Source organism: Flavobacterium sp. IMCC34852, from assembly GCF_030643905.1.
Classification (GTDB): domain Bacteria; phylum Bacteroidota; class Bacteroidia; order Flavobacteriales; family Flavobacteriaceae; genus Flavobacterium; species Flavobacterium rivulicola.
In genome coordinates this window covers 2,732,980-2,755,619 of sequence record NZ_CP121446.1, presented here as the reverse complement: position 1 = coordinate 2,755,619, position 22,640 = coordinate 2,732,980, and the positions used below count along the sequence as shown (strand labels likewise).

14 protein-coding genes are annotated in these 22,640 nt (G+C 30.9%); all 14 read right to left on the bottom strand.

The features are described 5' to 3' along the window. Positions 1–145: 145 nt before the first annotated feature. The 14 genes from P7V56_RS11885 to P7V56_RS11820 all read right to left on the bottom strand — a co-directional run bounded on the left by P7V56_RS11885 (position 146) and on the right by P7V56_RS11820 (position 22,596). Positions 146–901 carry a phosphatase PAP2 family protein gene (locus tag P7V56_RS11885; RefSeq protein WP_171222887.1) on the bottom strand — a complete coding sequence of 252 codons (756 nt, stop codon included), beginning with the start codon at positions 899–901 and terminating at the stop codon, positions 146–148. Between the two features lie 61 nt (positions 902–962). After that, a complete protein-coding gene (locus P7V56_RS11880; RefSeq protein ID WP_171222886.1) occupies positions 963–1,724 on the bottom strand; it encodes a COG4705 family protein in 762 nt (253 codons plus the stop codon). A gap of 42 nt (positions 1,725–1,766) precedes the next feature. After that, positions 1,767–2,645, bottom strand: coding sequence for a diacylglycerol/lipid kinase family protein (locus tag P7V56_RS11875; RefSeq protein ID WP_171222885.1), 879 nt, complete (start codon positions 2,643–2,645; stop codon positions 1,767–1,769). Continuing rightward, complete coding sequence (locus P7V56_RS11870) at positions 2,645–4,606, bottom strand: LTA synthase family protein (protein ID WP_171222884.1); 1,962 nt, start codon at positions 4,604–4,606, stop codon at positions 2,645–2,647. The genes P7V56_RS11875 and P7V56_RS11870 overlap by 1 nt, the downstream gene beginning before the upstream one ends. Positions 4,607–4,682: 76 nt before the next feature. Next, a complete protein-coding gene (locus P7V56_RS11865; protein ID WP_171222883.1) occupies positions 4,683–5,105 on the bottom strand; it encodes a PepSY-like domain-containing protein in 423 nt (140 codons plus the stop codon). Between the two features lie 87 nt (positions 5,106–5,192). Then, positions 5,193–7,607 (bottom strand): TonB-dependent receptor, encoded by a 2,415-nt coding sequence (locus P7V56_RS11860; protein WP_317174654.1) that lies wholly within the window; start codon positions 7,605–7,607, stop codon positions 5,193–5,195. 60 nt (positions 7,608–7,667) lie between these two features. Then, a complete protein-coding gene (locus P7V56_RS11855; RefSeq protein ID WP_171222882.1) occupies positions 7,668–8,933 on the bottom strand; it encodes a sensor histidine kinase in 1,266 nt (421 codons plus the stop codon). Next, the gene (locus P7V56_RS11850) at positions 8,926–9,603 is read right to left on the bottom strand and encodes a response regulator transcription factor (RefSeq protein ID WP_171222881.1); all 678 of its coding nucleotides are present in this window, start codon (positions 9,601–9,603) and stop codon (positions 8,926–8,928) included. Before P7V56_RS11850 ends, P7V56_RS11855 begins: the two co-directional genes overlap by 8 nt. 149 nt (positions 9,604–9,752) lie before the next feature. After that, positions 9,753–11,780: a Piwi domain-containing protein gene (locus P7V56_RS11845; RefSeq protein WP_171222880.1), complete on the bottom strand. Its 2,028-nt coding sequence runs from the start codon at positions 11,778–11,780 to the stop codon at positions 9,753–9,755. An 18-nt stretch (positions 11,781–11,798) separates the two neighbouring features. Further along, the gene (locus tag P7V56_RS11840; RefSeq protein ID WP_171222879.1) at positions 11,799–12,437 is read right to left on the bottom strand and encodes a DUF4391 domain-containing protein; all 639 of its coding nucleotides are present in this window, start codon (positions 12,435–12,437) and stop codon (positions 11,799–11,801) included. Then, the gene (locus P7V56_RS11835; RefSeq protein ID WP_171222878.1) at positions 12,434–15,661 is read right to left on the bottom strand and encodes a helicase-related protein; all 3,228 of its coding nucleotides are present in this window, start codon (positions 15,659–15,661) and stop codon (positions 12,434–12,436) included. The genes P7V56_RS11840 and P7V56_RS11835 overlap by 4 nt, the downstream gene beginning before the upstream one ends. Positions 15,662–15,666: 5 nt before the next feature. After that, a complete protein-coding gene (locus P7V56_RS11830) occupies positions 15,667–18,807 on the bottom strand; it encodes a type III restriction-modification system endonuclease (protein ID WP_171222877.1) in 3,141 nt (1,046 codons plus the stop codon). Further along, the gene (locus tag P7V56_RS11825; protein ID WP_171222876.1) at positions 18,804–20,657 is read right to left on the bottom strand and encodes an ATP-binding protein; all 1,854 of its coding nucleotides are present in this window, start codon (positions 20,655–20,657) and stop codon (positions 18,804–18,806) included. Before P7V56_RS11825 ends, P7V56_RS11830 begins: the two co-directional genes overlap by 4 nt. Before the next feature lies 1 nt (position 20,658). Next, on the bottom strand, positions 20,659–22,596 hold the full coding sequence (locus P7V56_RS11820) for a site-specific DNA-methyltransferase (RefSeq protein WP_171222875.1): 1,938 nt from the start codon (positions 22,594–22,596) through the stop codon (positions 20,659–20,661). Between the last annotated feature and the right edge of the window lie 44 nt (positions 22,597–22,640).

The following is a 22,640-nucleotide window of genomic DNA, read 5'->3' as shown; positions in this document are numbered from 1 at the left end:
TTGAATTAGCGAAATGAAGCAAACAAAGAATTGATGCTAGGAATACTTGGACTAGGAGCAATTTTTGTGCAGTTGAATGAGATAATGATTTAAAAAAAGATACTTCTCTTTAACAAAAAGTATCTTTTTAAATTAATAGTAAACATTAAAACGTTTTTATGAAACCAACACCCAATTGTTTGCTGTTGTAAAAAGGAGCGATAGCTGACATACTATTTTTTTCTTTGGATTTGAATATTTTTTCCTGAATCCATGGATTGATCCAATAGGCAACTTTTGTACTTAAAATTCCAATTCCAGCACCTGCAACCACATCGGTTAGCCAATGTTTGTCGTTGTAAATTCTGAATGCTCCAGTACCAGCAGCCACAATATATCCTGAAATTCCATACCAAACAGAAACGTCTTTGTATTCTTGCCAAAGAAATTCTGCTCCTGCGAATGCAGTTGCTGTATGACCAGATGGAAAGGAATTGAATGCAGAACCATCTGGACGTTCTACTTTAGTAATGGATTTTAAACTTAGTACAGTAGCTGACATTAACAAATAGGAAGTTCCTAAAATAATTGTTCTATCTTTAAAGTTGTGTTTGCCTTTTATCCCCATTGCATTGAGACCATAAACCGATGCCGCTGGTAAGTACTGTGAAAAGTCATCGATTGTTATTTTCTCATCGATATTTTCGTTTACTTCTTCTTTTATTCCAGAATTTACGAATTTCAATCCATCGCTTTCAATACCAATCACTCCATATCCAATTAAAACTGTTGGAATAATAAGTTGTTTGAACTTAAACTTTTTGCTGTTCTCTTTTGGTTCATTGATAGTTATTGTATCTGTTACTTGCTGCGCAAAACCGACTGAACCAATCATAAAAAATAAAAACACTTTTAAATACATACTTTAAGATTTAGAATTAATAAAAGTATTTTTTGGCATAAGCTTTTTTTTAGATTAGGAATTAATTTGAATTCTGTTCATAAAGCTTTTTATGAGAATAGTAGATTAACAATGTCATTATTATAATTGAAACTAATGATGCTTGTAACGTGCCTAAGTCTAACCCTCCTTTTGCTAGTGGTTTGGTTAAAAAATCTCCAAAAGTTGCACCAAATGGTCGTGTAAATACAAAAGCCAACCAAAATAAGAACACTTCGTTAAGCTTGGTGTAATAGTGTAGCAAAACCACAACTATAATGATTGAAGCAGTTATCAAAGCGCCTTGAAGGTAGCTTAGTCCAATAACATCGCCTAAATAGTCGCCAAATGCTGTTCCAAGACTGTTTGAAAATAATACAGCAATCCAGAAGTATATTTCTTTTTTGTTTTCTGTTATTGGATTAACATTGAGATTTTTATATTTTGAATACCATAAGTATAGTGTAAAAAGTAAACCTGACAACAACACTAAACTTCCTATTGTATAACCCAAGTGTAAGCTGCGGTCAATGAAATCTGAAATTTCAGTACCTAAAGTTGTAGTTGCTATAATAACCAACCAAAAAGGAAACGGTTGGTATTCTTTGGTTTTAAGTTGATTGAATAGCAGTATAATAAAAAAGATAACAGTTATTACTATTCCTGCTAAATACCCCAAATTCAAAGTCATCGAAATAAAGTCGCCGAGTGTTTCTCCGAGCGTGGTTGCTACAATTTTCATAATCCAAAATAATACTGTTATTTCAGCTATTTTGTTTATACTTTTTGTTTCTACTATATTCATTTTAAGTAATGTATTTGATGGTTATTAAATTATTTTGACCAATTAAGACACAATTTCAAGTCCGTTTTTGATGACTGATACTTCAATTTTATTTGTTTTTAAGTTGTGGTATTCGCCATCTAGTTGTATGTCAACAAATATTTTTTCTGGTAATTCGATAGCTATGTTTTCAATCAAACTGTGCTGTGCCATTTTAAAAACTTCTGCTTTTTTTGAAACCACATGAAGCCCCAGCTTGATTTGATTGATTACACTTATTTTTGGAATTAGCACTAAATTCAGCTTTCCATCAACTAGACTCGCATTCGGTGTTAAGCTCATTCCATAACCCATTTCGTTTGAATTGGAAATAAAAAGCATGAAAGCATTGCTGTTTATAATTTGATTATTGAATGATAGTATTGATTTTATTGGTTTAAATTTTAGGCTAGCTTCTAATGATGCTTTGATGTAAGCCGATAAAGTTCTTCTTTTATAGTTATCGTATTTTTTAATTATTAAGGCATCAATGCCAATTCCCATATTGCTAAAAAAGTAATGTTCGTTTACCTTTCCGATGTCGATGAATTGCGTTTTTCCATTTCTAATAACTTGTGTTGCTTCTTCTAATAGTTTTGGAATTTTAAGATTTGAAGCTAAACCATTGCCTGAACCAATTGGAATTATACCCAATTTAATTTTAGTGTTCACTAAGCATGATGCCACTTCATTTATGGTACCATCGCCACCGCATGCCACTATATAATCAGGGTTTTTGGCAACTGCGTTATTGGTTAATTTGATGGCATGGTGTTTATGATTTGAATAGTCAACAGCAATTTTGAATTCTTTTTCAGAAAAATACTTATCTAAAACTGTTCTACTTAAATTATGTTTTCCATTACCAGAAATTGGATTAATTATAAAATGAATGTATTTCATTATTTAAGCAATTTGTTGGTAAATAAATAATCGGCTGTTTGATACCAAGAAATTGTTTCGTCAAGGAAATTTTTATTCATAGGTAGTGGTTTCAGACTATTATCTTGTTTATTCCATGAATAAAATGCTTGCTTTTTTTGGTCGGATAAAATCATCACCTGCTCTTTTTTCATCAGCACTAATTTTCTATATGTTCCTACCAAAGCACGCTCTTCAAAGTTGGAATGGAATATGTCTTTACCATAGAAATTGCTCTCGTAGCTCCAATTCATCATTGAAAAAAAAGTTGGGAAAATATCTATTTGTGAACATTGCTTTTTCACTTTTTGATTTAGTCCTTCCGGAAAGTTTACTATAAATGCCGGAATGTGATAATTGGCAACATCTATTTCGTCTTTTCCAGCACTACTGGCGCAATGATCGGCAATGATTATGAAAACCGTATTTTTGAACCAAGGTTTTGATTTGGCTTTTTCAAACATATTTTTAATTGCATAATCCGTATATTTCACAGCACCTTCACGACCAGTTCCTGATGGAATATCGATAGCATTGTCTGGGTAAGTATATGGACGATGATTGGAGGTTGTCATTACAAAATTGAAAAAAGGTTTATTACTCTTGTAATGTTCATCCGCGACTTTAATCATTTTAGAGTAAATGTCTTCATCGCAAATTCCCCAAGCGTTTTCAAAAGTTACTTCCTTATCATTTATATTGTTTCGGACTGTTTTGATTTTATCGCTTAATACACTACCGCGACCGCGATCATAGATTGTAAATCCGTTTCCTCCAAAATAAGCGTTCATATTATCAAAATAACCATCACCGCCATAAAAGAAATTGGAATTATACCCTTTGGATTTAAATACATTGGAAACGGTATAAAGATTTTGATTTTCGGGACGTTTTACAATACTTTGTCCGGGTGTTGGTGGAATGCAAAGTGTCATTGCTTCCATACCACGAACGGTTCTTGTTCCAGTGGCATATAAGTTATCGAAAAAGATGCTTTTCTGCGCTAAACTGTCTAAAAAAGGCGTTATATTTTCTTTATTACCAAACTCTTTCATAAAACTGGCACTCAAACTTTCAACCAAGATAAAGACAACATTCTTTTTACTTGGTTCTTGGTTGGTTGTGTCTGTTATTTTTCTATGAATAGATAATCCTTCTGTTTGGTATTTACTGTTTTTATCATTTAATTTATTTCTGATAACATCAAAAGCCACTTTATCATCTACAGATGTATAAAACTCATTGTATGCCATTTGATTGTTTCTGAAGGCAGCAAAAAAGGAGTAAATTCCCGATTTTGATATTTCAGCATTGTAGCGATTGGAAGACCATTCCGCTTGATTGTTAGTAATAAAAATGGAAAAAAACAATGCAGTAATTACTGTTGTTCCTAAAACAATGGTTCGGTCTTTTAGACTTGCTGTTGTACTAAATGTTTCCTTAAAAATATTTAATTTATAATAGGTAAAAATGATAAGACCAGTTATAGAAAGTACACCTGCAACTAGAATAGGTAATGGATAGGATTGTTGGATGTTGGCAATTACTTCATGTGTGTAAATAAGATAATCAACCGCAATAAAATTAAAACGCGTTTTGAATTCATCCCAAAATGTAATCTCTGCAAAGAAGGTAAAAACTAATATAAAAATGGTAAGCGATGTGAAAAACCAAACAAGAATTTTATCAATCCACGAACCAATCCATCTATTTGGAAATACAAAATAATAGATAACTGATGGAATAATTATGAAACTTATGGTTCCGATGTCATAAAATAATCCTGTTAGAAAAGTTCCAATAACTGTAAATAGATTGAAGGAAACTTCATCGTATTGCCAAATAGTAAATATTATTCTTAGGAGGAAAGAAATTACTATAAACCATGAGATAAATGCAAGTAGTAGACTAAAACGATTGCTGATTTTTATTTTGTTGAACATAGGTATATTATTTGGTTATTTTAAAAACAAAAAAAGCACTCACACCAGATGATGTGAATGCTCAAACATGAAAAAATTAACTAACTGAAAGCAGTTTTCCGTTTTCATCAAAAAGTAAATCTTTTCCTTTAATTTCAGCCTCGTAAGTAATGATACCTTTATCTGAAATTATCTTTGCAGCTTCTTTTACTTTTTGATCTTTATAGTTTTTACCTATGTAATTAAGAATTGATTTTGGTAATTGCGCAGTGGTTATTTCAACTTCTGTTTCGATGATTTTACCACTAGCATTGAATAAAACAGAGTTTTTTGTTTTATTACTTTCAAAACTGGCTTCATAATTATTTTCTTCTTTATCCCATTTTACTTTTTTAGCATTGGGATATTTTGACATTAGTGATTTTAATACAATCTCTGGTACTTTTGTGGATTTTACTTTTTGAGCAAAAGCTATTGTAGATAACACTAACGCTACTACAATAATTACTGATTTTCTCATGACTATTTTTTTTTTGAATTAATAATAGTCAAAGGTGTAAACCAATTTTGTAGAAATATTGAATTTTGAATTAAAGCAAAATAAAATTTAAAATTTATAATTGTAACCCAATCGAATTACTTGAGTTTCGTAGTAATCATTACTAGTGTAACTAAAGTTTTGACCTTGAATTTCTTTTTTGATAACTAAAGTATTTAATAGATCTGTTGCATTTATAAAGAATTCTCCTTTGCCGTTTTGAACCGATTTTTTTAACCCCAAATCAATTGAAAATCTTGATTTTATTTTGCCTTGCGGAATAATATCTGGGGCTAAATATATAGCTGTTATCTGTGCATCCACTTTTTTAGTCAAGTGTAATGTGTTGTTCCATTTTATATTTCCAGAAAAAACATCTTGTTTTGCTGCCGAAAAGGTATTGGGTTGCGGATATAGATTTTGAACCGTAAACGCACCAATTTGATTGTAATAGGCATTTAGGTTAAGGTTGGAGGAATACCATTTTGCAATATCTTGTGAAAAAACCATTTCTACACCAGTATTGGAGCTTTTATTCACGTTTTGAAATATGGCATAAATTAGATTACTATTAGGAACAGTTGAAGCTATCCTTGTAATGGTGGCATTGGAAAAACGATGGTAGATAGCGGAATATAAATAGCCTTTTTTCAAATTTCTTTTGAAACCTAATTCCACTAAATTGGTGAATTGCGGTCTTAGTCCAGGATTACCAACTTTAATAATTTCTGCATCGTCATACTTTGGAAATATTCGAATATCTACTTCGTTTGGTCGGTCAATTCTGCGATTGTAAAATAATGATATTTTATTGTCGTCATTAATTTTATAGGCAAAACGGAAGTTAGGGAATGGTTCGAAATACGAATATCCATCAGTTCTATAGGTTGGATGATTTGGATTTACCTCGTATTCTAAATCTAAGTATTCTAGGCGTAATCCAACTTCAGCTTCGATTTTATTGGTTTCATAAATGTAGTTTCCATAAACGGCTGGAATTATTTCTTCATACGTAGCTTTACCACCTGCACTATCATCTAAAGGTGAATTAGTTCCTGGAAAGAATTGCATGTTGGTTGGAATAATTCGGTTACGAAATTTAAAACCTGTTTCAATACGACCGTATTTTAATGGCTTTATGTAATCTATATTGAAGTCAATCACACTTTCATCAGATAGCAGTTTGAAAGCATCTTTACTGGTTGAAGTTGGCAAAATATTATCGAAGAAATATTTTTCATCTTCTCTGTGAAAGGTATAGTTGAAACCTATATTCAATATATGTCCGGCTTGTTTGAATTTATGTTGATAGGCAGCAGTTCCCATAACTGTTGTTTTTAATTCATCTTCTAAAAATTGCCAAAGTCGCAATCGCTCGGAATAGTCTGCATTAAAAAAAGGTTGGTCACCGTTATCAATAATTTTTTCAGAACCGAATAAACCCGAAACGGTTAGCGTATTGTAATCATCAATAGTCCAATCAATTCCCGATTTAATTGTTGTAAAATGGGTGTTTCGGTTTCTTTTTAATTGTTGGTTAATTATTGTGCCGTCATTGTATGTTCGTGTTACAAATTCATTTTTATTTAGGGTTTCTGTGTATAGATAATCGCCTTGAAAAAACGCATTAATTTTATTTTTGCGATAATTGAGTGATAGCGTAGGATTGATTTTTGGTGTTAGTGAATATTGTGGTCTTATTGTAGGCAAATTTTCTTTTCTTTCCCACAAAGCACCCAAACCCGACGTAAAACCCACTTTGCCATTAAAGCCTTCTTTTTTGTTTTTCTTATAGATGATATTAATAATTCCAGCATTACCATTGGCATCGTATTTTGCAGATGGATTGTTAATGATTTCGATTTTATCTATTGCTGAAGCAGGAATATTATCTAAACCCGATTGACTTCCGAAGCCTGTTAAAGCGGTTTGTTTACCATCAATCAATACGGTCACTTTATCATTACCTCTAATTTGTACTTTGCCGTCTTGGACAGTAACACCAGGTAAGTTTTGCATGGATTGTAAAACCGAACCGCCACTTTGACTAATATTGTCAGCCATTGAAAACGTTTTTTTATCCATTTTATCGCTGACGGTATTTGTTTTAGATACTACCACCACTTCTTGTAAGGTAGTAGCATCTTCTTCCAATTCAATAGTTCCTTGATCTAAAAATTCGGAAAGTGAACCAACATAAACTGATTGTGTCTTGGTTTTATAACCAATAAAGGAGAATTCTAAAATATAGTTACCCGATTTTATATTAGCCAATGAAAATCGACCTTCCTCATTGGTTATTGTTCCGGTAATTAACTTATTATCATTTGAAGTTTTTAAAGAAACATTTACAAATGGTAATGCAAGTTTCGTTGTCTTGTCTTTTGTGTTACCCGAAACTGTTACTGACTTATTTTGTGCCCTTAAATTTGCTACCAATAACAGCAGCATTGTTACTAAAAGAACGTTTTTAATTCGCATCATACTTTTCCCTTTTATTTTTTTCAACAAAGGTCTGCATGGAATTTGAAGAAATATTGAATTTTAAAAAACTATTTCGAAGGTGTGCATTCTATCTATAAAATAGTAGTTGACCGCCCAATGGTTCGTGTCAACAATTTTTTTAATGATTGATAATCCTAAACCATTACCTTGCGAGGATGGATTAGACTTAGAAAAACGCTCAAACATTTTTTCAGTCTGTAAAGGTAAAAGTACACCTGTATTTGAGAATAGTAACCTTTCATTAGTCAGTTTTATATTAATCTGACCATCGAGAACATTGTGATTTATAGTGTTTAAAAATAAGTTACTGATTAGCATTTCTGCAAGGAAATGATTTGAACTGATTACAACATTTTCCTGTAGTTCGGTAGTAATACTTATTTTTTTTGAAAGTGCTTGTTCACTAAAAAAGGTTAGTTGATTATTGATGATTTCGTGGAGATTTATTTTTTCAATCTCATAGTATGAATTGCTATCAATTTTTGATAGTACTAACAAATTTTTATTAAGCTTGATCAGTCTTGTAGTAGTATTATTTAGGTCATCAATTAATTTGAACTGCTCAGAGTTTAAGTCTTTTCGTTGTAGTATATTTTCTAATTTTCCTTTAAAAATAGCAATTGGTGTTTGCAATTCGTGTGCTGCATTTTCTATAAACTCTCTTTGACTTTGATAGATACTGCTGTTTTTATGGATTAAGCTATCTATGGCATTATTTAATCGATTGAATTCTTCCGTTGTGCTTTTAATTAATTTACCAGCAGTTGATTTATCAATTTCAAATTGTTCCATTTTGTCTAAAGCAGCATAAAATGGTTGCCATAATTTTTTTGAAATTATTTTTGTGATAATGAAAAAGCCTATGATTAAAAGTATTAACAGTGAAATGAAAAGAAATACAGTACTTCCTATTAGATTTTCTTTTTCGACCATATTTATTTTAGCGGAAAAAGTAAACCATTTGTTTTCAATTTTTATTGGTGAATTGAGAACTCTAAATGGTTCATTGTCTTTATTAAGTGCATCATAATAGCTGTGGTCGAATATGCTATCCTTTTGATTGCCATTGAATTTTTCGATAGTAACATTTCGATTGAACTTGTTCCAGAGTGTTATGTCCTTTATTGTTAAGTCTTCTTTAGTGAAGTTATCAAACTGCTTTTTTATGGCATACAAATCCTCATTGGCATCATCTTCATATAATATATTGGAAATAATATAGAATACTGGACCAACTGTGATCAGTATTATTATAGCATAGATGAAATAATAATTAAGTGTTTTTTGAAGTAGTTTTTTATTCATCTTCCCATTTATATCCTGTTCCGTAAACTGATTTTAGGTAATCGGCCGCACCCATTTCTTTGAGCTTTTTTTTCATGTTTTTTATATGTGCATATACAAAATCATGATTGTCTAGCATATCCGCCATATCGCCAGATAAATGCTCGGCAATGGCACTTTTGGACAAGACTTTATTTTTATTACCAATCAAAAATAATAATAAATCCATTTCTTTTTTGGTAAACTCGATTTTATTTCCTTTGAATTTGACCGACTTGCTTATCGTATCTATTTCTATTTCATTAAAGGAAATCACATTGTTTCCATTGAATTGTTTTCTTCTAACTAATGCTTGAATTCGTACTAGTAATTCCGATAAATGAAATGGTTTTGTAAGGTAGTCATCTGCACCAAGTGTTAGTCCTTCGATTTTGGTTTCAAGAGTGTCTTTGGCAGAAATTATAATGACTCCATCTGTTTTGTTTTGCTTTTTTAATGCTTCTAAAACTTTAAATCCATCACCATCCGTCAACATCAAATCTAAAAGAATACAATCATAGGAATATAAATCGATCTTTTCTATTGCTATTTTTAGTGTGCTTGCCGATTCACATACAAAATCATTACTACTCAAGTAGCTTTTGATACTTGTGGCAATTTCGATTTCGTCTTCTATTATTAAAATTTTCATATTGCAAAGAAACTAATCAATTTTGAATGAAAGTTGAATTATGGAAATAATTCTAATCTAATTATAAATCCAAAAAACAACAAAAACAACAATTTGACTTGGACTAAACCTAGATTTCGTGCAGATGAAAGCGGTAATGGCTATTTATATTACAAAAACCAAAGGTTATTTTTGCCGAAATCAGGTAGTTTGTCTCCTTCGAAGTGTGGGAATATTTGCGCTACCATTTCTGGGTATTTTATGGTTACTGGTAGGTTTTGTTGTTTTATTGATTTCCAATACATTCGGCTGAATTGATATACTTGATCTATTAACTCTTTTACTGTTGGAATGTCTTTTAAATATTCTTCATCTGTGCAGCTTAATGCTAACTTTACTGGAAACGGATAGTCTTTTGTTGTGCCACTTTCGCTGTATTTTGCATTATTGAATAGTAAGTATTTTAGCTTTGCAATTTCTATAATTGTACCGCTTAATGGCATCAACGCTTCGCTACTAGTATCGAATGCTACATAGTCGTTTGCTTCTGTTTTATTGATTGTAATTATTATTACTGGAATATTTAAATTTAATGTTTTTAATACTTTTTGAATTGGGTCTATTTCTTCCTTACCCATTGGTTTGTAGTAGTGGATTATTAATCTTTCTACATCGTTGCCATTATCTACTACAAATTTTAATATTTGTTTTCCAATTGCACCAGCTATTAAATCATATTCGTTGTCACGGAAACAATCGAAGCCTTTGAATTCTCCTTTGTTATTAAAACAAAAGGCACTGCCTACAAAACGTGTATTGGTTTCGACTGATTTAAAAGCACCAACACCTACAATTAATTCTTGTTTTAGTTCTCTATCTAAACGCCACGGAATACCATCTATTTTTGCTAATAGCGCTGGTGTTATGTTTGCTAAAAACTCTCCAAAATAGGCATTGTTGATGCTTTCTTTATAGATTACTTGTGAGGTTATTTCGTGTTTTAATAGTTCTTCTTTTACTTGGTAGTATAATTGTTTGTTGTCCTGGTCTTCTTTATGAATTGGACTTATATAGATTGCTACATATCTTGTATTTGGAGTTTTTTCTAAATTGATTAGATGGTGTTTAAGTTCTTTTACAGCAGTAGTTGTACTTTCAAAAGCTAAACTGGTATCTTTATCCATATAGAATGGTTGTTTGATATGGGTTTTTAGCGGAGGAAAAAAAGTTTTATATCCTTTTTCAAAATAGCTAAATAATGGAATTACATACTCTTTACGGTCTGGTTTGTGGTATATAAAGAAAAATCGAACGTTTGGGTGTGGACTTGCTTGATATGGTCCAAAACTTTTCATACCTCCTCTTGGGTCGATGCTAGTATTATTGAAAAACCTTAAGTTGTTTGAGTTTTGATGTGTTTTATGAATGTCTTTTTCAGGAATAGTAAAAAAGCCATTTTCATCTAATGGTAGCATCTTTTTAAACGCTTCTGTGTTTAAATACTTATTGTAAAAATCGTTTATGTAGTTGAAATATGGTTTGTATCTATTTCCTTTTTTGGGTACGCTGTGAGGTATGCTGAGGTGGTTTTTTATTGGTATGTTTAGTAATGGAAATACTTGTTCGAGGTTTTGTTTTGCTTCTTCTGACAGTAAATCGAATTTGAATATTTCTTTTTTATATACTACTGTTTTAAAATAGTTTGATGGAATGTCTATCTTATCTATACTTGTTGTTGCAATTTTGGAAGTTCCGTCATAGGAAAGGAGTAATGCAGGACTTTTTGTTAGACCAGAAAACTCTACTTTTAAAGTGTATTTGTTATATGTTTTGAAAGTCGTTGCTACTTCTTTAGTATCTATAAACCAAACCTCAATATCTTTAACGTAATTGAATTGTATGGCATCGGCAATAGCATAAAAATAATTGTACACCAATCTTGTATAATAATGTTTTGCAAAAGTAGTGCTGTGAAACATATCTACTGATGCTGTCATATCACAATCTTGTGTGTCTGAAAAATTGGAATACAAGAACTTGAGGTCTTGTAATTCTGTCTTAAAATTATCCCATATCTCATTGGGCAAATCTCCTCTATGAATAGGATAGAAGCCGTCTTTTTTTTCTTTGTAAAAACCAAACTCTTTCTTTGCTGAAGGATGTTGGAATGGGATGATGTTTATTTTAAGGTTTTCCAAATTGATTTTTTTAGTATATTATTTCAACTCTTTATATTCTTTTTTAAGCTCTTTTAGTTTTTGATTCATTTCTACTTTTAGATTGAATTGTTTTTCTTTTTTAATCTTCACTTCAAGTTCTTCGATTTGCTTTTTAAACTTTGTTTTAGAGCTGTCTTTTTCAATTATCTCTTTTATATTTTTACTTTGAAATCCTGATATTTGAGAACATAAATCGGTGAAAATAAAATCTATACTTTCTTTTAAGTTAAGCGATAATTTTTTCTTTGCATTAGGCTGCCATTCTGAAATGAAATTCCAATCTATAACTGCTGTATTTTCATTATTTATGTGATTGTGTTTCTTGGATGTGCTTAAATAAGTTTCTTCACCAAATGTTACTATAAAAACAATGTGATATGGAATTGCTTTATCAATAACATTTAGTAATGGCTGAATTTTTTCTTTTGTTTTTAATTTGATTTCAAATATTTGAATTTCCTTTACATCATTTCCATCAAGATTGATCGTGTCCTTTGACAATTTATTTAGCCAAGTGATTTTATCAATAGTATCTGTAAACTTCTTTTTTTGCGATGAATTAGTATAATCATCAAAAGCGTTTTTAGGTATAAATCTATTTACAATAGTAGATTTTGGAAGTTCAAAATAGGTCATTTTATTACTACGAATGAAATTAAACTAAAATCTTCTAAACCTTTCACATTATTAGTTAATGCTGTTGTACCGCCAGAACGGAATAAACTTTTAATATCTTTATCTGCTTCGGTCTTAACGATAGAACCAATTGATTTTTTTAATAAATTGGAATAGAAATCCATATTTTTGAAATCATTTGTTTCATCACAAAACTTGTCGCATAATTCTGTTAATGGTTCGTAATATCCTTTACAATGTAGTCTGATTGCATCTAATGATTTTTTCGCATCAAAATGATTGTGGATTATTTCGCCGTTTTCTTTAATGTAGATTATGTAATATGGATGCAAACGATTTTGTTTATCAATATTTACTTCATTATTGATATTTCTTAAAACAAAAATTACTCCTTTGCTTTCTTCATTTTCTGCTTCTGCAACTGCATAAATTCCTTCTGGGATATTTTTTAGTTTTCCATATTTTTTGAGGAAGTTTGATAAATCTACTCTAAAGTCATTCAATCCTAAATCTGTTATGCTAACTCCTTCTCTTAGATCTTCAAGGTCAACAACTTCTTCTTGTAATTTTTTTAATTGAATTTTGCGGTATTCTAAATCTTTATCATCGGTTTTTAAAATGTTATCATCACCTGTACTAGCCATATTACTAATAAGCATTCTATCTTCAACACGTTGCTTTAAATTTATATATGCATCCAAAGAAACATCTGGCCAAAAGTTGACCATTGTAATACTTGAATTAATAGAGCCTATTCTGTCTATTCTACCAAATCGCTGAATTATTCTAACAGGATTCCAATGTATATCATAATTAATAAGAAAATCACAATCTTGTAAATTCTGTCCTTCTGAAATACAGTCGGTTGCAATTAGAACGTCAATACTGTCTTCAAGATTTGGAAATATATCCTTTTTGTTTTTTGAAATCGGAGAAAAACAAGTTAACAATGTATTCAAATCAGTATTAATATTTTTACTAGTACATAATCTTTTTGAACCGGTAATTAATGCTGTATTGATATTATAATTTTCTAATAAAGTATCTTTTAAACTATTATATAAATAATTAGCTGTATCGGCAAAGGCTGTAAAAATTATTACTTTTCTATTGTTTTCGTTTATTGGATTTTGAAATTTTTCTTCAACAACTTCCATCAACTTTTTTAGTTTAATATCGCTTGAACGGCTAATATTACTAACTTCATCAGATAATGTTTGTAAATTGTCTAAATCTACTTCTAAATCTTCAATCCATCTTGTCTTATCTAAATCCTCAACTCTAACTTTTACTTTTTTACCAATTATGTTTTCTTCATCACCCCAATCTGCATCCCAATCAACATTTTCATTATCTATATCCCATTGCACACTTGAAACTGAATCTGTATTTTCTTTTTTTAGTAATTCTAATCTAGTTTTTATTTGAGATAAAATATCATTTAAAGTCAAACGAAATGAATCAATGGAACTCTCAATACGCTTTAATAAATTAATGCGCATTAATAACTGCAAACTTTTCTCTCTGTCTACTTGCGTAAAAGTTCCTGAACCTGATTTTACTTTTTTATCATACTTATCAGCATACAACTGAACTTTACTTGGTAAAATATAATTTAATGGAGAATAAACAGAAAGGTTTAAAAGCGTTAATCTTTCCGCAATATTTTCAAAATTTATTTTCTTATCTGTTAATGGGCTGTGAATAGATACAGGTTTATTCCTTACTGGAAATTTACCAATATCTGAAGTATCATAATATTTTGTGATATGTTTTCTAGAACGTGCAATTGTTAAACTATCTAATATCTCAAAAAAATCAAAATCAAGCATTTCTAAAAGCTTTTCAGTTGTTCTATCGTCATTAGATAATTTAGACCAAGTATTAAAAGACTTTTGCGCTCTAACAAAAACTGTATCAATATTTCTTTCGGTATTTAAACGATCATTAATTTCAAAAGAAGCTCCTTCATAAGCAATAGCCAATTGATTTTTTAAATCATTAAATCTATTATTTACAGGCGTTGCTGAAAGCATCAAAACTTTAGTTTCAATTCCTTCTTGAACAATTTTTCTTAATAGTTTTTGATACCTATTTTCTTTACCTACCGAAGTGCTATTGTTTCTAAAATTGTGCGATTCATCAATAACTACTAAACCATAATTACCCCAATTTACTAACTCTAAATTACGACCATTACTCATACCTTTTTCACGTGATAAATCGGTGTGAAATAAAACATCGTAATTGAATTTATCCTTCGCTAAAAGATTATTTTTATCGTTTTGTCTAAATGTGTTCCAATTGGCTTCTAGCTTTTTAGGACATAAAACCAAAACATCTTTATTTCGCTTTTCGTAGTATTTAATAATTCCTAATGCTGTGAAAGTCTTACCTAAACCAACACTATCTGCAACTATGCAACCATTGTAACGCTCTAGCTTATTTATAGCGCCAATAACGGCATCTTTTTGAAAGTTAAAAAGTTTGTTCCAAATTAAAGTTTCTTTGAAACCTACATCATCATTTGGCAAATTATCGGAATTAATATCTTCTAAAAAGTCATTGAAAATATTATATAGAGTAATGAAGTAAATGAACTCAGGACTATTTTCTTTGAAAGCATTTTCAAAAAACTCTTGAACTTGTTCTGTTACTTCTTTTAAGTATTCTTCATTATCCCAAATTTGTTTGAACCAATCTACATAAGCTTTACTATTTGGGAAATCTACTTTTTGAATTAACGTTGGAAATCCTTGTTTGTGTGTTACTCCTAAATCGGAACTTGTAAAACCTGTAATATTTGAATAACTAACCGATTGTTCTCCTTTTTCAACATTTATTAAGCCGTTTAATGGAAGATTATTTTGTTTATTGGATTTGAATGTTACCTTTTCTTTAATCCAAGTTGAACATTCTTTTGCAATGGCTTTTTGATTTAATTCATTTTTTAATCGTAGTTCAAAATCGCCACCACATAATTGACTTTCATTGACAATATGAGGTATATAAAACTCTCTTGAAATCTTTTGAAACTTATCTTCAATAAAGGTTGGTGAAGTAAAAATAAATTCTAATTCGTCAATACCTTTTAATTCTTTTTTAAGTGCTTCAAAAGCATAAATAGAAAATGAGGAAGCTGCAATACTTAATTTGCTTCCCTTTGTAATCTCGGCTTTTAAATCCTCTCCAAGTCTTGAAGTTATGTTATCAATTATTTTCATTCAAATTATTTTAATTGCACGATTTCCATCATCTTTTCATACGAATTAACAACATCAAATTTCACTTCATTATCGCTAATTACTGGAAAATGTACTTTGGCACAATGTATTTTAAGTTTTTCAATACTTCTTAAATCCATTTCAGAATCAGAACCTTTAGTTTCAGCAATAAAGTATATTTGTCTTACTTTATCTTTATCAAATACAATTGCCCAATCTGGATTATAAGTGCCATTCGGTATTGTTATTTTAAAACCACTTGGAAGTTTGGCATAAACCGTCACTTCTTCGCTAGCTTCTAATGCATTTGCAAAATCTCTTTCTACTTTTGAATCGGATACAAGATAATCGTATATGTGTTTTTTTAGTATTTCTGTTTGACGTAATGATTCTTTCGAATTGGTAAAAACCGTTTTAGCATCGTATCTATCTTCTGTTTTGTGATAAACAATGTTATTGATAATTAAACTTGCTTTTGTTTCATTTATCAACTTACTGCATTTTGCAATGAACTCTTCGGGATTTTTTCTAATCAAATAAAATTGATTTGGATTTATCTTTTTAAGAATGGTTACAACTGTTGTTCTTTTTAAGTTTGTTGCATTAACTATTTCACCTATGATGTCATAAACAGTATTAGTATAAACATCTGTATCTAGTTTTTTAGTAGCACGACTTGTAACTTGTATGGCTTCGTTATTGTCAATTTTTTGTTTGGTTGTTTGTTCTAAAACTCCTTCTTTAACTTCATAACTTCTGTCAGCAATATGTAAATCTTTATTGATTCTGTTTTTACTATCTTCTATAAGTTTATCGGTATCAAATTTTACTTCATAAATAGATTTAATATTAATTTTATTCCAAAGGTCTTGAAACTCTTTTTTATGAAAATTACTATTTACTGCAACTTCAACGTTGTTTCTGTCATTTTCTATATTGATACCATCGCCTGTATAGATTGATTTTAAAAGCTTCGTTATATCTTCTCTAAATGGTTCAAGATTTTCTGGCAATGGAACTTGATTGCTTTCAATTTTTACTTTTCCATCAGTTGTTATTTTATCTTCATCATCAAGTATGTCATTTTTGTATAAAAACTTGTTTAGCTTTTTTGAAATCTCTTCTGTTAATCTTATACTTTGTCCTAAAGTATCTGTAACTAATTTCCCTATAAAGAAATCGACTTCTGCTTTTTGAGGTCTGTCTTTTAAAGTTGCAGCAATTTCAGACTGTAAGCCCTTTGCAAATTCCTCGTAACTCTCAGAAGCAATAACTGTTAATCTGTTTATTTCGTGAACTTGTTCACCAACGGTTTCAAAATCTAATCGGTTTCCATGTTCATTTACACATAAACGCATCCCACGTCCAACTTCTTGCCTTCTTCTTATTGTAGCATCAGAATGTTTTAAAGCACAAATTTGAAATACATTGGGATTGTCCCAACCTTCTTTTAAAGCTGAGTGAGAGAATATAAAACGTGTTGGTTCATCAAAACTCAACAAACGTTCTTTGTCTTTCATAATTAAATCGTATGCCGAAATATCCTCTGAATCTTCTTTGCCACGTTTTACCGTTGGGTCAATCATTTTGTTTTTCTTATCGATAGAAAAATAACCATTGTGTATTTTGTCGGCTGAATCTCTTTCTACATAACTAAAATAATTGCTCGGCATATATCCTTTATGAACATTGCTTGGATCACTTTCTTTTAGATATTCGTTGTATTCTTGATGAAATAAATCTAAAAATTCACTTCGTAATTTATTGTATTCCTCTTCAAATATTTTGGCATATTCACCTGCAATTTCTTCTCCTAATTCGTTGTATTGTTTGTATTTTTCAACAGAATCAATAAAGAATAACGATAACACTTTTATTCCTTTATCGAATAATTGTTTTTCTTTTTTAAGGTGTGAATAAATGGTTTCTCGGATTTGAATTCTTCTAAAATCTTGTTCGTAGAAATCGCCAATCACTTCGCCTGCAAACAATTCTAAACCATTAATTACAATTTTATTATGATAGCCGTCAATTTCTTGAATGACTTGATTTTTGTATTGTGGCATATTACCTGATAGGTCAAATAAATTTGCTCCTTTAGATAGTTTTTGTCGAATACGTTTTGTTGCTCCACTTGCATTTCTTACTTCATATTCAACTGCTGCAACTGGTGCTTTGTCTTTGCTAACTACTATATTTTCTAAATACAAATATCCATTTGTTCCTGTTGTACCCTTTAAGTTGATTCCCTTTACTTGTATTTTTTTTACTAGTTTTCTGTTATAAGCATCTAAAGCATCTAAACGGAAGACTTTGTTATACTCTTCATTAATTGCGTGGGTTGCAGAATACCTTAAACACATCATAGGATTAAAGTCTTGCATACTTTCCAAAGTTTTAGAATCTTGCTTTCCTACCGATTGAGGTTCATCAATAATTAAAATAGGATTTGTCTGTGCAAGTATTTCAATTGGCTTTCTTGAACCAAATTGGTCTAATTCCATCTTGATACGCCTAGCATCTTTACCTGTTGCTGCAAAAGCTTGAGTGTTAATAATCATTACACTAATGCGGCTATCTGAAGCAAAATTCTCAATGTCTTGTGGACGAGAAGAATTATAAATAAATGGTGTTATTTTATGCTGATAAATTTCTTGAAAATGGTCTTGGGTTACTTCAAACGATTTGTAAACCCCTTCACGAATGGCAATGCTTGGGACAATTATTATAAACTTGCTCCAACCGTATTCTTTATTCAATTCAAACATACTACGGATGTAAGTATAGGTTTTTCCTGTACCTGTTTCCATTTCAATCGTTAAATTGTAACCAAGATTTAATCCTTTTGGTCTTTCTAATTGTGTGCTTTCTGGGATATCGTTTGCAAACTGAACTCTTTTAAGATTTTCTAAAATTTGATTATCGGTAATTTGAATAGGTGTATTTCTATACCCTATGTTTTCCATTACTTCTTCTTCTAAACCTGTTTTAAGTTGACCTTTAGCCAATTGTTTGGCTTTATTGATAATATCTTTTGAGCGTTCTAAAGTGAAGCGATTGGTTTTGATAGGTTGCCCTGCAAAACAATCAACTACTGCTTTTACTGCATCAATTTGAAATTGTTGTTCTTTGAATTGTAATTTCATTCGTTGTTTGTTTCTGGAATTTTGTAAGCTTGTTCGGGATGATTGATCATTTCGGGATATAAATAAAAAAGTTGTTTCTCTTTAATCATATCACTCAAATATTTTCTTTTTAGATAATCATCCCCTTTGTTTAGATATTTAGCTATCTCTGAAGCTTTCATAGTTTTAAAAGCACACAAATCTATTATAATGCTTTTTACCTTTTCTATATCGTGTTCTCTATCTTTTATTTGTTCTATACGTTCTAATATAGCCAAAGGTGGTGTACTTAAATCTTGAGGTGGTGTACTTAATGAAGCAAGTGGTGTACTTAATGAAGCAAGTGGTGTACTTAAATCTTGAGCTGGAGTACTTACAGTTGCTATAGATGTTAGCATTACTTTTCCTGCTATATAATAGGTTGCTTTACCTTTCCCTTTTGGAACAAATAAATTATATGATTTTAATACTCTTAATTCATTACTTGCTTTAAGTGTATCACAATCGGTCATTTGACGATAAGTTTGGTTGTCTATTGCACCTACTTCACGAACAAAAATTAGTGCTTGTTTTTGACCATCTGTTAATTCTAAATGGCTAAAATTGTGTAACCAAATTAAATCTTTTTCATCTAAAAAATGATGCAATAATAATCTAGACACAAAATGGTTGCTATTTCTATCTGAATCAAAAGTTGGTGGCACTAAATGTGCTTGAACCATTAATTTCCGCATTGCTCTTATTCCTGAACCCTTTGTTTCAGCAAGATTGGTTTCGTGAAAAACTGCTGCTATAAATGGATTTCTGGTCTCACTACCAGGTTCACCTAGTCGCTCTTCTGACTTTAAAGAATAACCCGGATTAATTATTTCGATACGATTGTCATATCGAATCACTTGGATAGGTCGGTGTTCTCTATACGACCTGTGCATTACGGCATTGACAATAGCTTCTCTTAATGCTTTTGTAGGCAAACCTGTTGAAGTTGCTTGTAAACCATCTTCCGGTAATAGAAAACCTTTGGGCAAATCAGCGTTTATGGCATCCATAATTCTGTAAATCAAAGTAAGTAAAGGTCCTCGCATATCGATAGTAGTAAAACGATTGTCCGGATCTTCTACCCAAATATTGCCTGGTACTCTCACATAGTCTATTCGAAGCATAGGATAAAAAGCGCGCAAAGCCTTAGAATGACCAAACAAGACCAAACCTGCTAAATTTAGTTCGGTTTTATTTTCTTTATTTAAACATCCTAACGCTTCTAAAAGTTCAACATCAGTATAACTTAATTCTTCGGCAACAGGATTAATACGTTCTCTTAATGTGCGGTATTTGTTTATTGCGTTTTCGTCAATATCATTGATGCTAGAACCTTTGATTGTGGATTGGTCATAACTAGTGCCATCTGCATAAAAAACTCGCATATCATCTTCTGTGCAATGCTGGTCTGTTGGTCCTATTCTTCTGAAAGCTCCTTGAGGCAAACCTTCACTTTTAAAATAAATAGGTTTTTGATTGGATGGTAATTCTGCTACAAATATTTTTATAACCGTATCGCCGTGAATCCTTTCTACTGTTACCTTTGGGCGAACAGGAATATTAAACATAGAACTGCATTGCGATACAAAATCACGTTGAAATTTATCAGGATCTGAAATATGGTTGGTTTTGTATTGCGGAAAAAGCGCTGTTTTATCTTCGGCTATTCCTAAAATAATATAGCCACCACCCAAACCAGGTTCGTTAGCAAAAGAACAAACGGTTTCCATAACAGAATGAGAACTTTCGTGTCCTCCTTTTGCTTCAATCCAATCGCATTCGTCTTGTTGGTTTAATAACTGAAAAAGCTCTTCGGCACTATATTCGTTCATATTATATTACTTTCATTTCAGAATCAGGGCTTAACTGTTTCAGTAATTGTTTTACGTTTTCTTTTGCGGTGTCGTCTTTGAATGATTTATCTCTAAAAACTATTCGTAACGGTTTTAGTTTAGCTATTTCTTTGGCAAAAGCTTCGTCAATACCTTCATCAAAACAACATAACAAAGCATCATCAGCAACTTTGAACACTTCTTTGTTGGCTATTTTGGTTTGTTCAATTTTTAGTGATAAGGGTAAACCCCAATCTAACATAATTTGAGCTACTAAATCATCTGAATTTCTATCGGGTTTTATGTTGTCTTCTAATAAATCTAGTTGCCCTTGTTCATATTGATTTGGTGTATAATATACATCTTGCATATTACTGCTATCGAGTTTGTATACTCTGAAACCTTTATCTAAATTATCAATAGAAAATTGCAAAGCATTAATTTCTGATTGTAATAATTCTATTTTTTCTTCATCTTTTATTAAATCGTTTTTCTCTTCAATTTTTTCTAATTCTTCTCCTTTTTGTTTGATTAATGCTTTTTGATTATCTATGATTGCGTTTCCTGCTCGACGGATGCGTTCTTTACCAATTTCACAAATGGTATCATAACCTGCTTTGAAAGCTTCACTTTTTTCATCTGTTCGTTCTGGAACTTGTACCATAATAAACTTTCTGTTACCACCATCTTCTGCATTTAATTGTATTACCGAATGAGCTGTTGAGGCAGAACCTGAAAAGAAATCTAAAATAATTGCTTTTTTATCGCTACCAATTGTTACAATATTTTTAAGAAGTTTAGTTGATTTTGGGAAATCAAATATTCTATTTTCAAATATTTTTTCAAGATTAATACTTGCTTCTTGATTGCTACCGAAAGTTGTATCCCAAAAATCATTTGCTATTTGTCCAGTAGATTTATGTAAGTAAATTTTGCCATAAGGTTGTTCATCTCCACTATTAGTCCAAAGTATTTCATTATTTCTGTCTTTTTCTAAAAATTCATCTTCTTTAATCATCCAAGGACCATTTAAAGTATTACCATTTTTTGTTGTAACATCATAATAATGTCTTCCTCTAGTTTTGTGAAGTAAAATAGCTCTTCTAAAAAAACCTTCAGAATCTTTGTAACTATATTCTTTTTTTGCTTTATCAGTTAATGGAATTTTATTAAGGTTTAATAAATCTTTTCTTTTCGTGTAACACAAAATGTACTCTTTAACCCTAGCAATGTTTCCTATATTAGCTTGATTGTCAGATTTTCTCCAAGCTATTTCAATAACAAAATTATCATCCCCAAAAACTTCATCAGATATTTTACGTAGATTATGCACTTCGTTATCATCAATCGAAATAAAAATCACGCCATCATCAGTTAAAAGATTTCTGGCTAATTTTAATCTTGGGTACATCATTGTTAACCAATCAGAGTGGTAACGTCCTGAAGTATCTGGGTTGGCAACTAATCGGTTGTTGTATTCGTCTTTTAGTCCGGCTTCTTCTTGGTATTCGTCTGTATCTTGTGTAAAATTGTCTTTATATACAAAGTCTTTTCCTGTATTGTACGGAGGATCGATGTAAATCATTTTTATTTTTCCCAAATAACTTTCTTGCAATAGTTTTAAAACTTCTAGGTTGTCGCCTTCAATGTATAAGTTTTCGGTGTTGTCAAAATCTACACTTTCTTCACGAGCTGGACGTAAAGTTTTGTTAATGGGCAAATTGGCTGTAACGATAGCTTCACGCTTTCCGGGCCATTCTAGTCGGTAGCGTTCTTTGTTGCCTTCAACAATATCTTTGGATAACTCTTGCTTTAATTGGTCAAAATCAATGGCTAAACCATTGGCAGATTCTGTAACGCAATTAGGGAAAAGTTGGGCTATTTTTTCTATGTTTTGGCTTACCAAGTCTGGTGAAGTCATATCGAGTTTGTCTGACATATTATGGAAATTGTGAATAAAACTGTAATCTCCAAAAATAGTAA

Coding starts and splice junctions, on each gene's coding strand:
- P7V56_RS11885 (WP_171222887.1), bottom strand. CDS start 901: ATGTATTTAAAAGTGTTTTTATTTTTTATGATTGGTTCAGTCGGTTTT.
- P7V56_RS11880 (WP_171222886.1), bottom strand. CDS start 1,724: ATGAATATAGTAGAAACAAAAAGTATAAACAAAATAGCTGAAATAACA.
- P7V56_RS11875 (WP_171222885.1), bottom strand. CDS start 2,645: ATGAAATACATTCATTTTATAATTAATCCAATTTCTGGTAATGGAAAA.
- P7V56_RS11870 (WP_171222884.1), bottom strand. CDS start 4,606: ATGTTCAACAAAATAAAAATCAGCAATCGTTTTAGTCTACTACTTGCA.
- P7V56_RS11865 (WP_171222883.1), bottom strand. CDS start 5,105: ATGAGAAAATCAGTAATTATTGTAGTAGCGTTAGTGTTATCTACAATA.
- P7V56_RS11860 (WP_317174654.1), bottom strand. CDS start 7,607: ATGATGCGAATTAAAAACGTTCTTTTAGTAACAATGCTGCTGTTATTG.
- P7V56_RS11855 (WP_171222882.1), bottom strand. CDS start 8,933: ATGAATAAAAAACTACTTCAAAAAACACTTAATTATTATTTCATCTAT.
- P7V56_RS11850 (WP_171222881.1), bottom strand. CDS start 9,603: ATGAAAATTTTAATAATAGAAGACGAAATCGAAATTGCCACAAGTATC.
- P7V56_RS11840 (WP_171222879.1), bottom strand. CDS start 12,437: ATGACCTATTTTGAACTTCCAAAATCTACTATTGTAAATAGATTTATA.
- P7V56_RS11835 (WP_171222878.1), bottom strand. CDS start 15,661: ATGAAAATAATTGATAACATAACTTCAAGACTTGGAGAGGATTTAAAA.
- P7V56_RS11830 (WP_171222877.1), bottom strand. CDS start 18,807: ATGAAATTACAATTCAAAGAACAACAATTTCAAATTGATGCAGTAAAA.
- P7V56_RS11825 (WP_171222876.1), bottom strand. CDS start 20,657: ATGAACGAATATAGTGCCGAAGAGCTTTTTCAGTTATTAAACCAACAA.
- P7V56_RS11820 (WP_171222875.1), bottom strand. CDS start 22,596: ATGTCAGACAAACTCGATATGACTTCACCAGACTTGGTAAGCCAAAAC.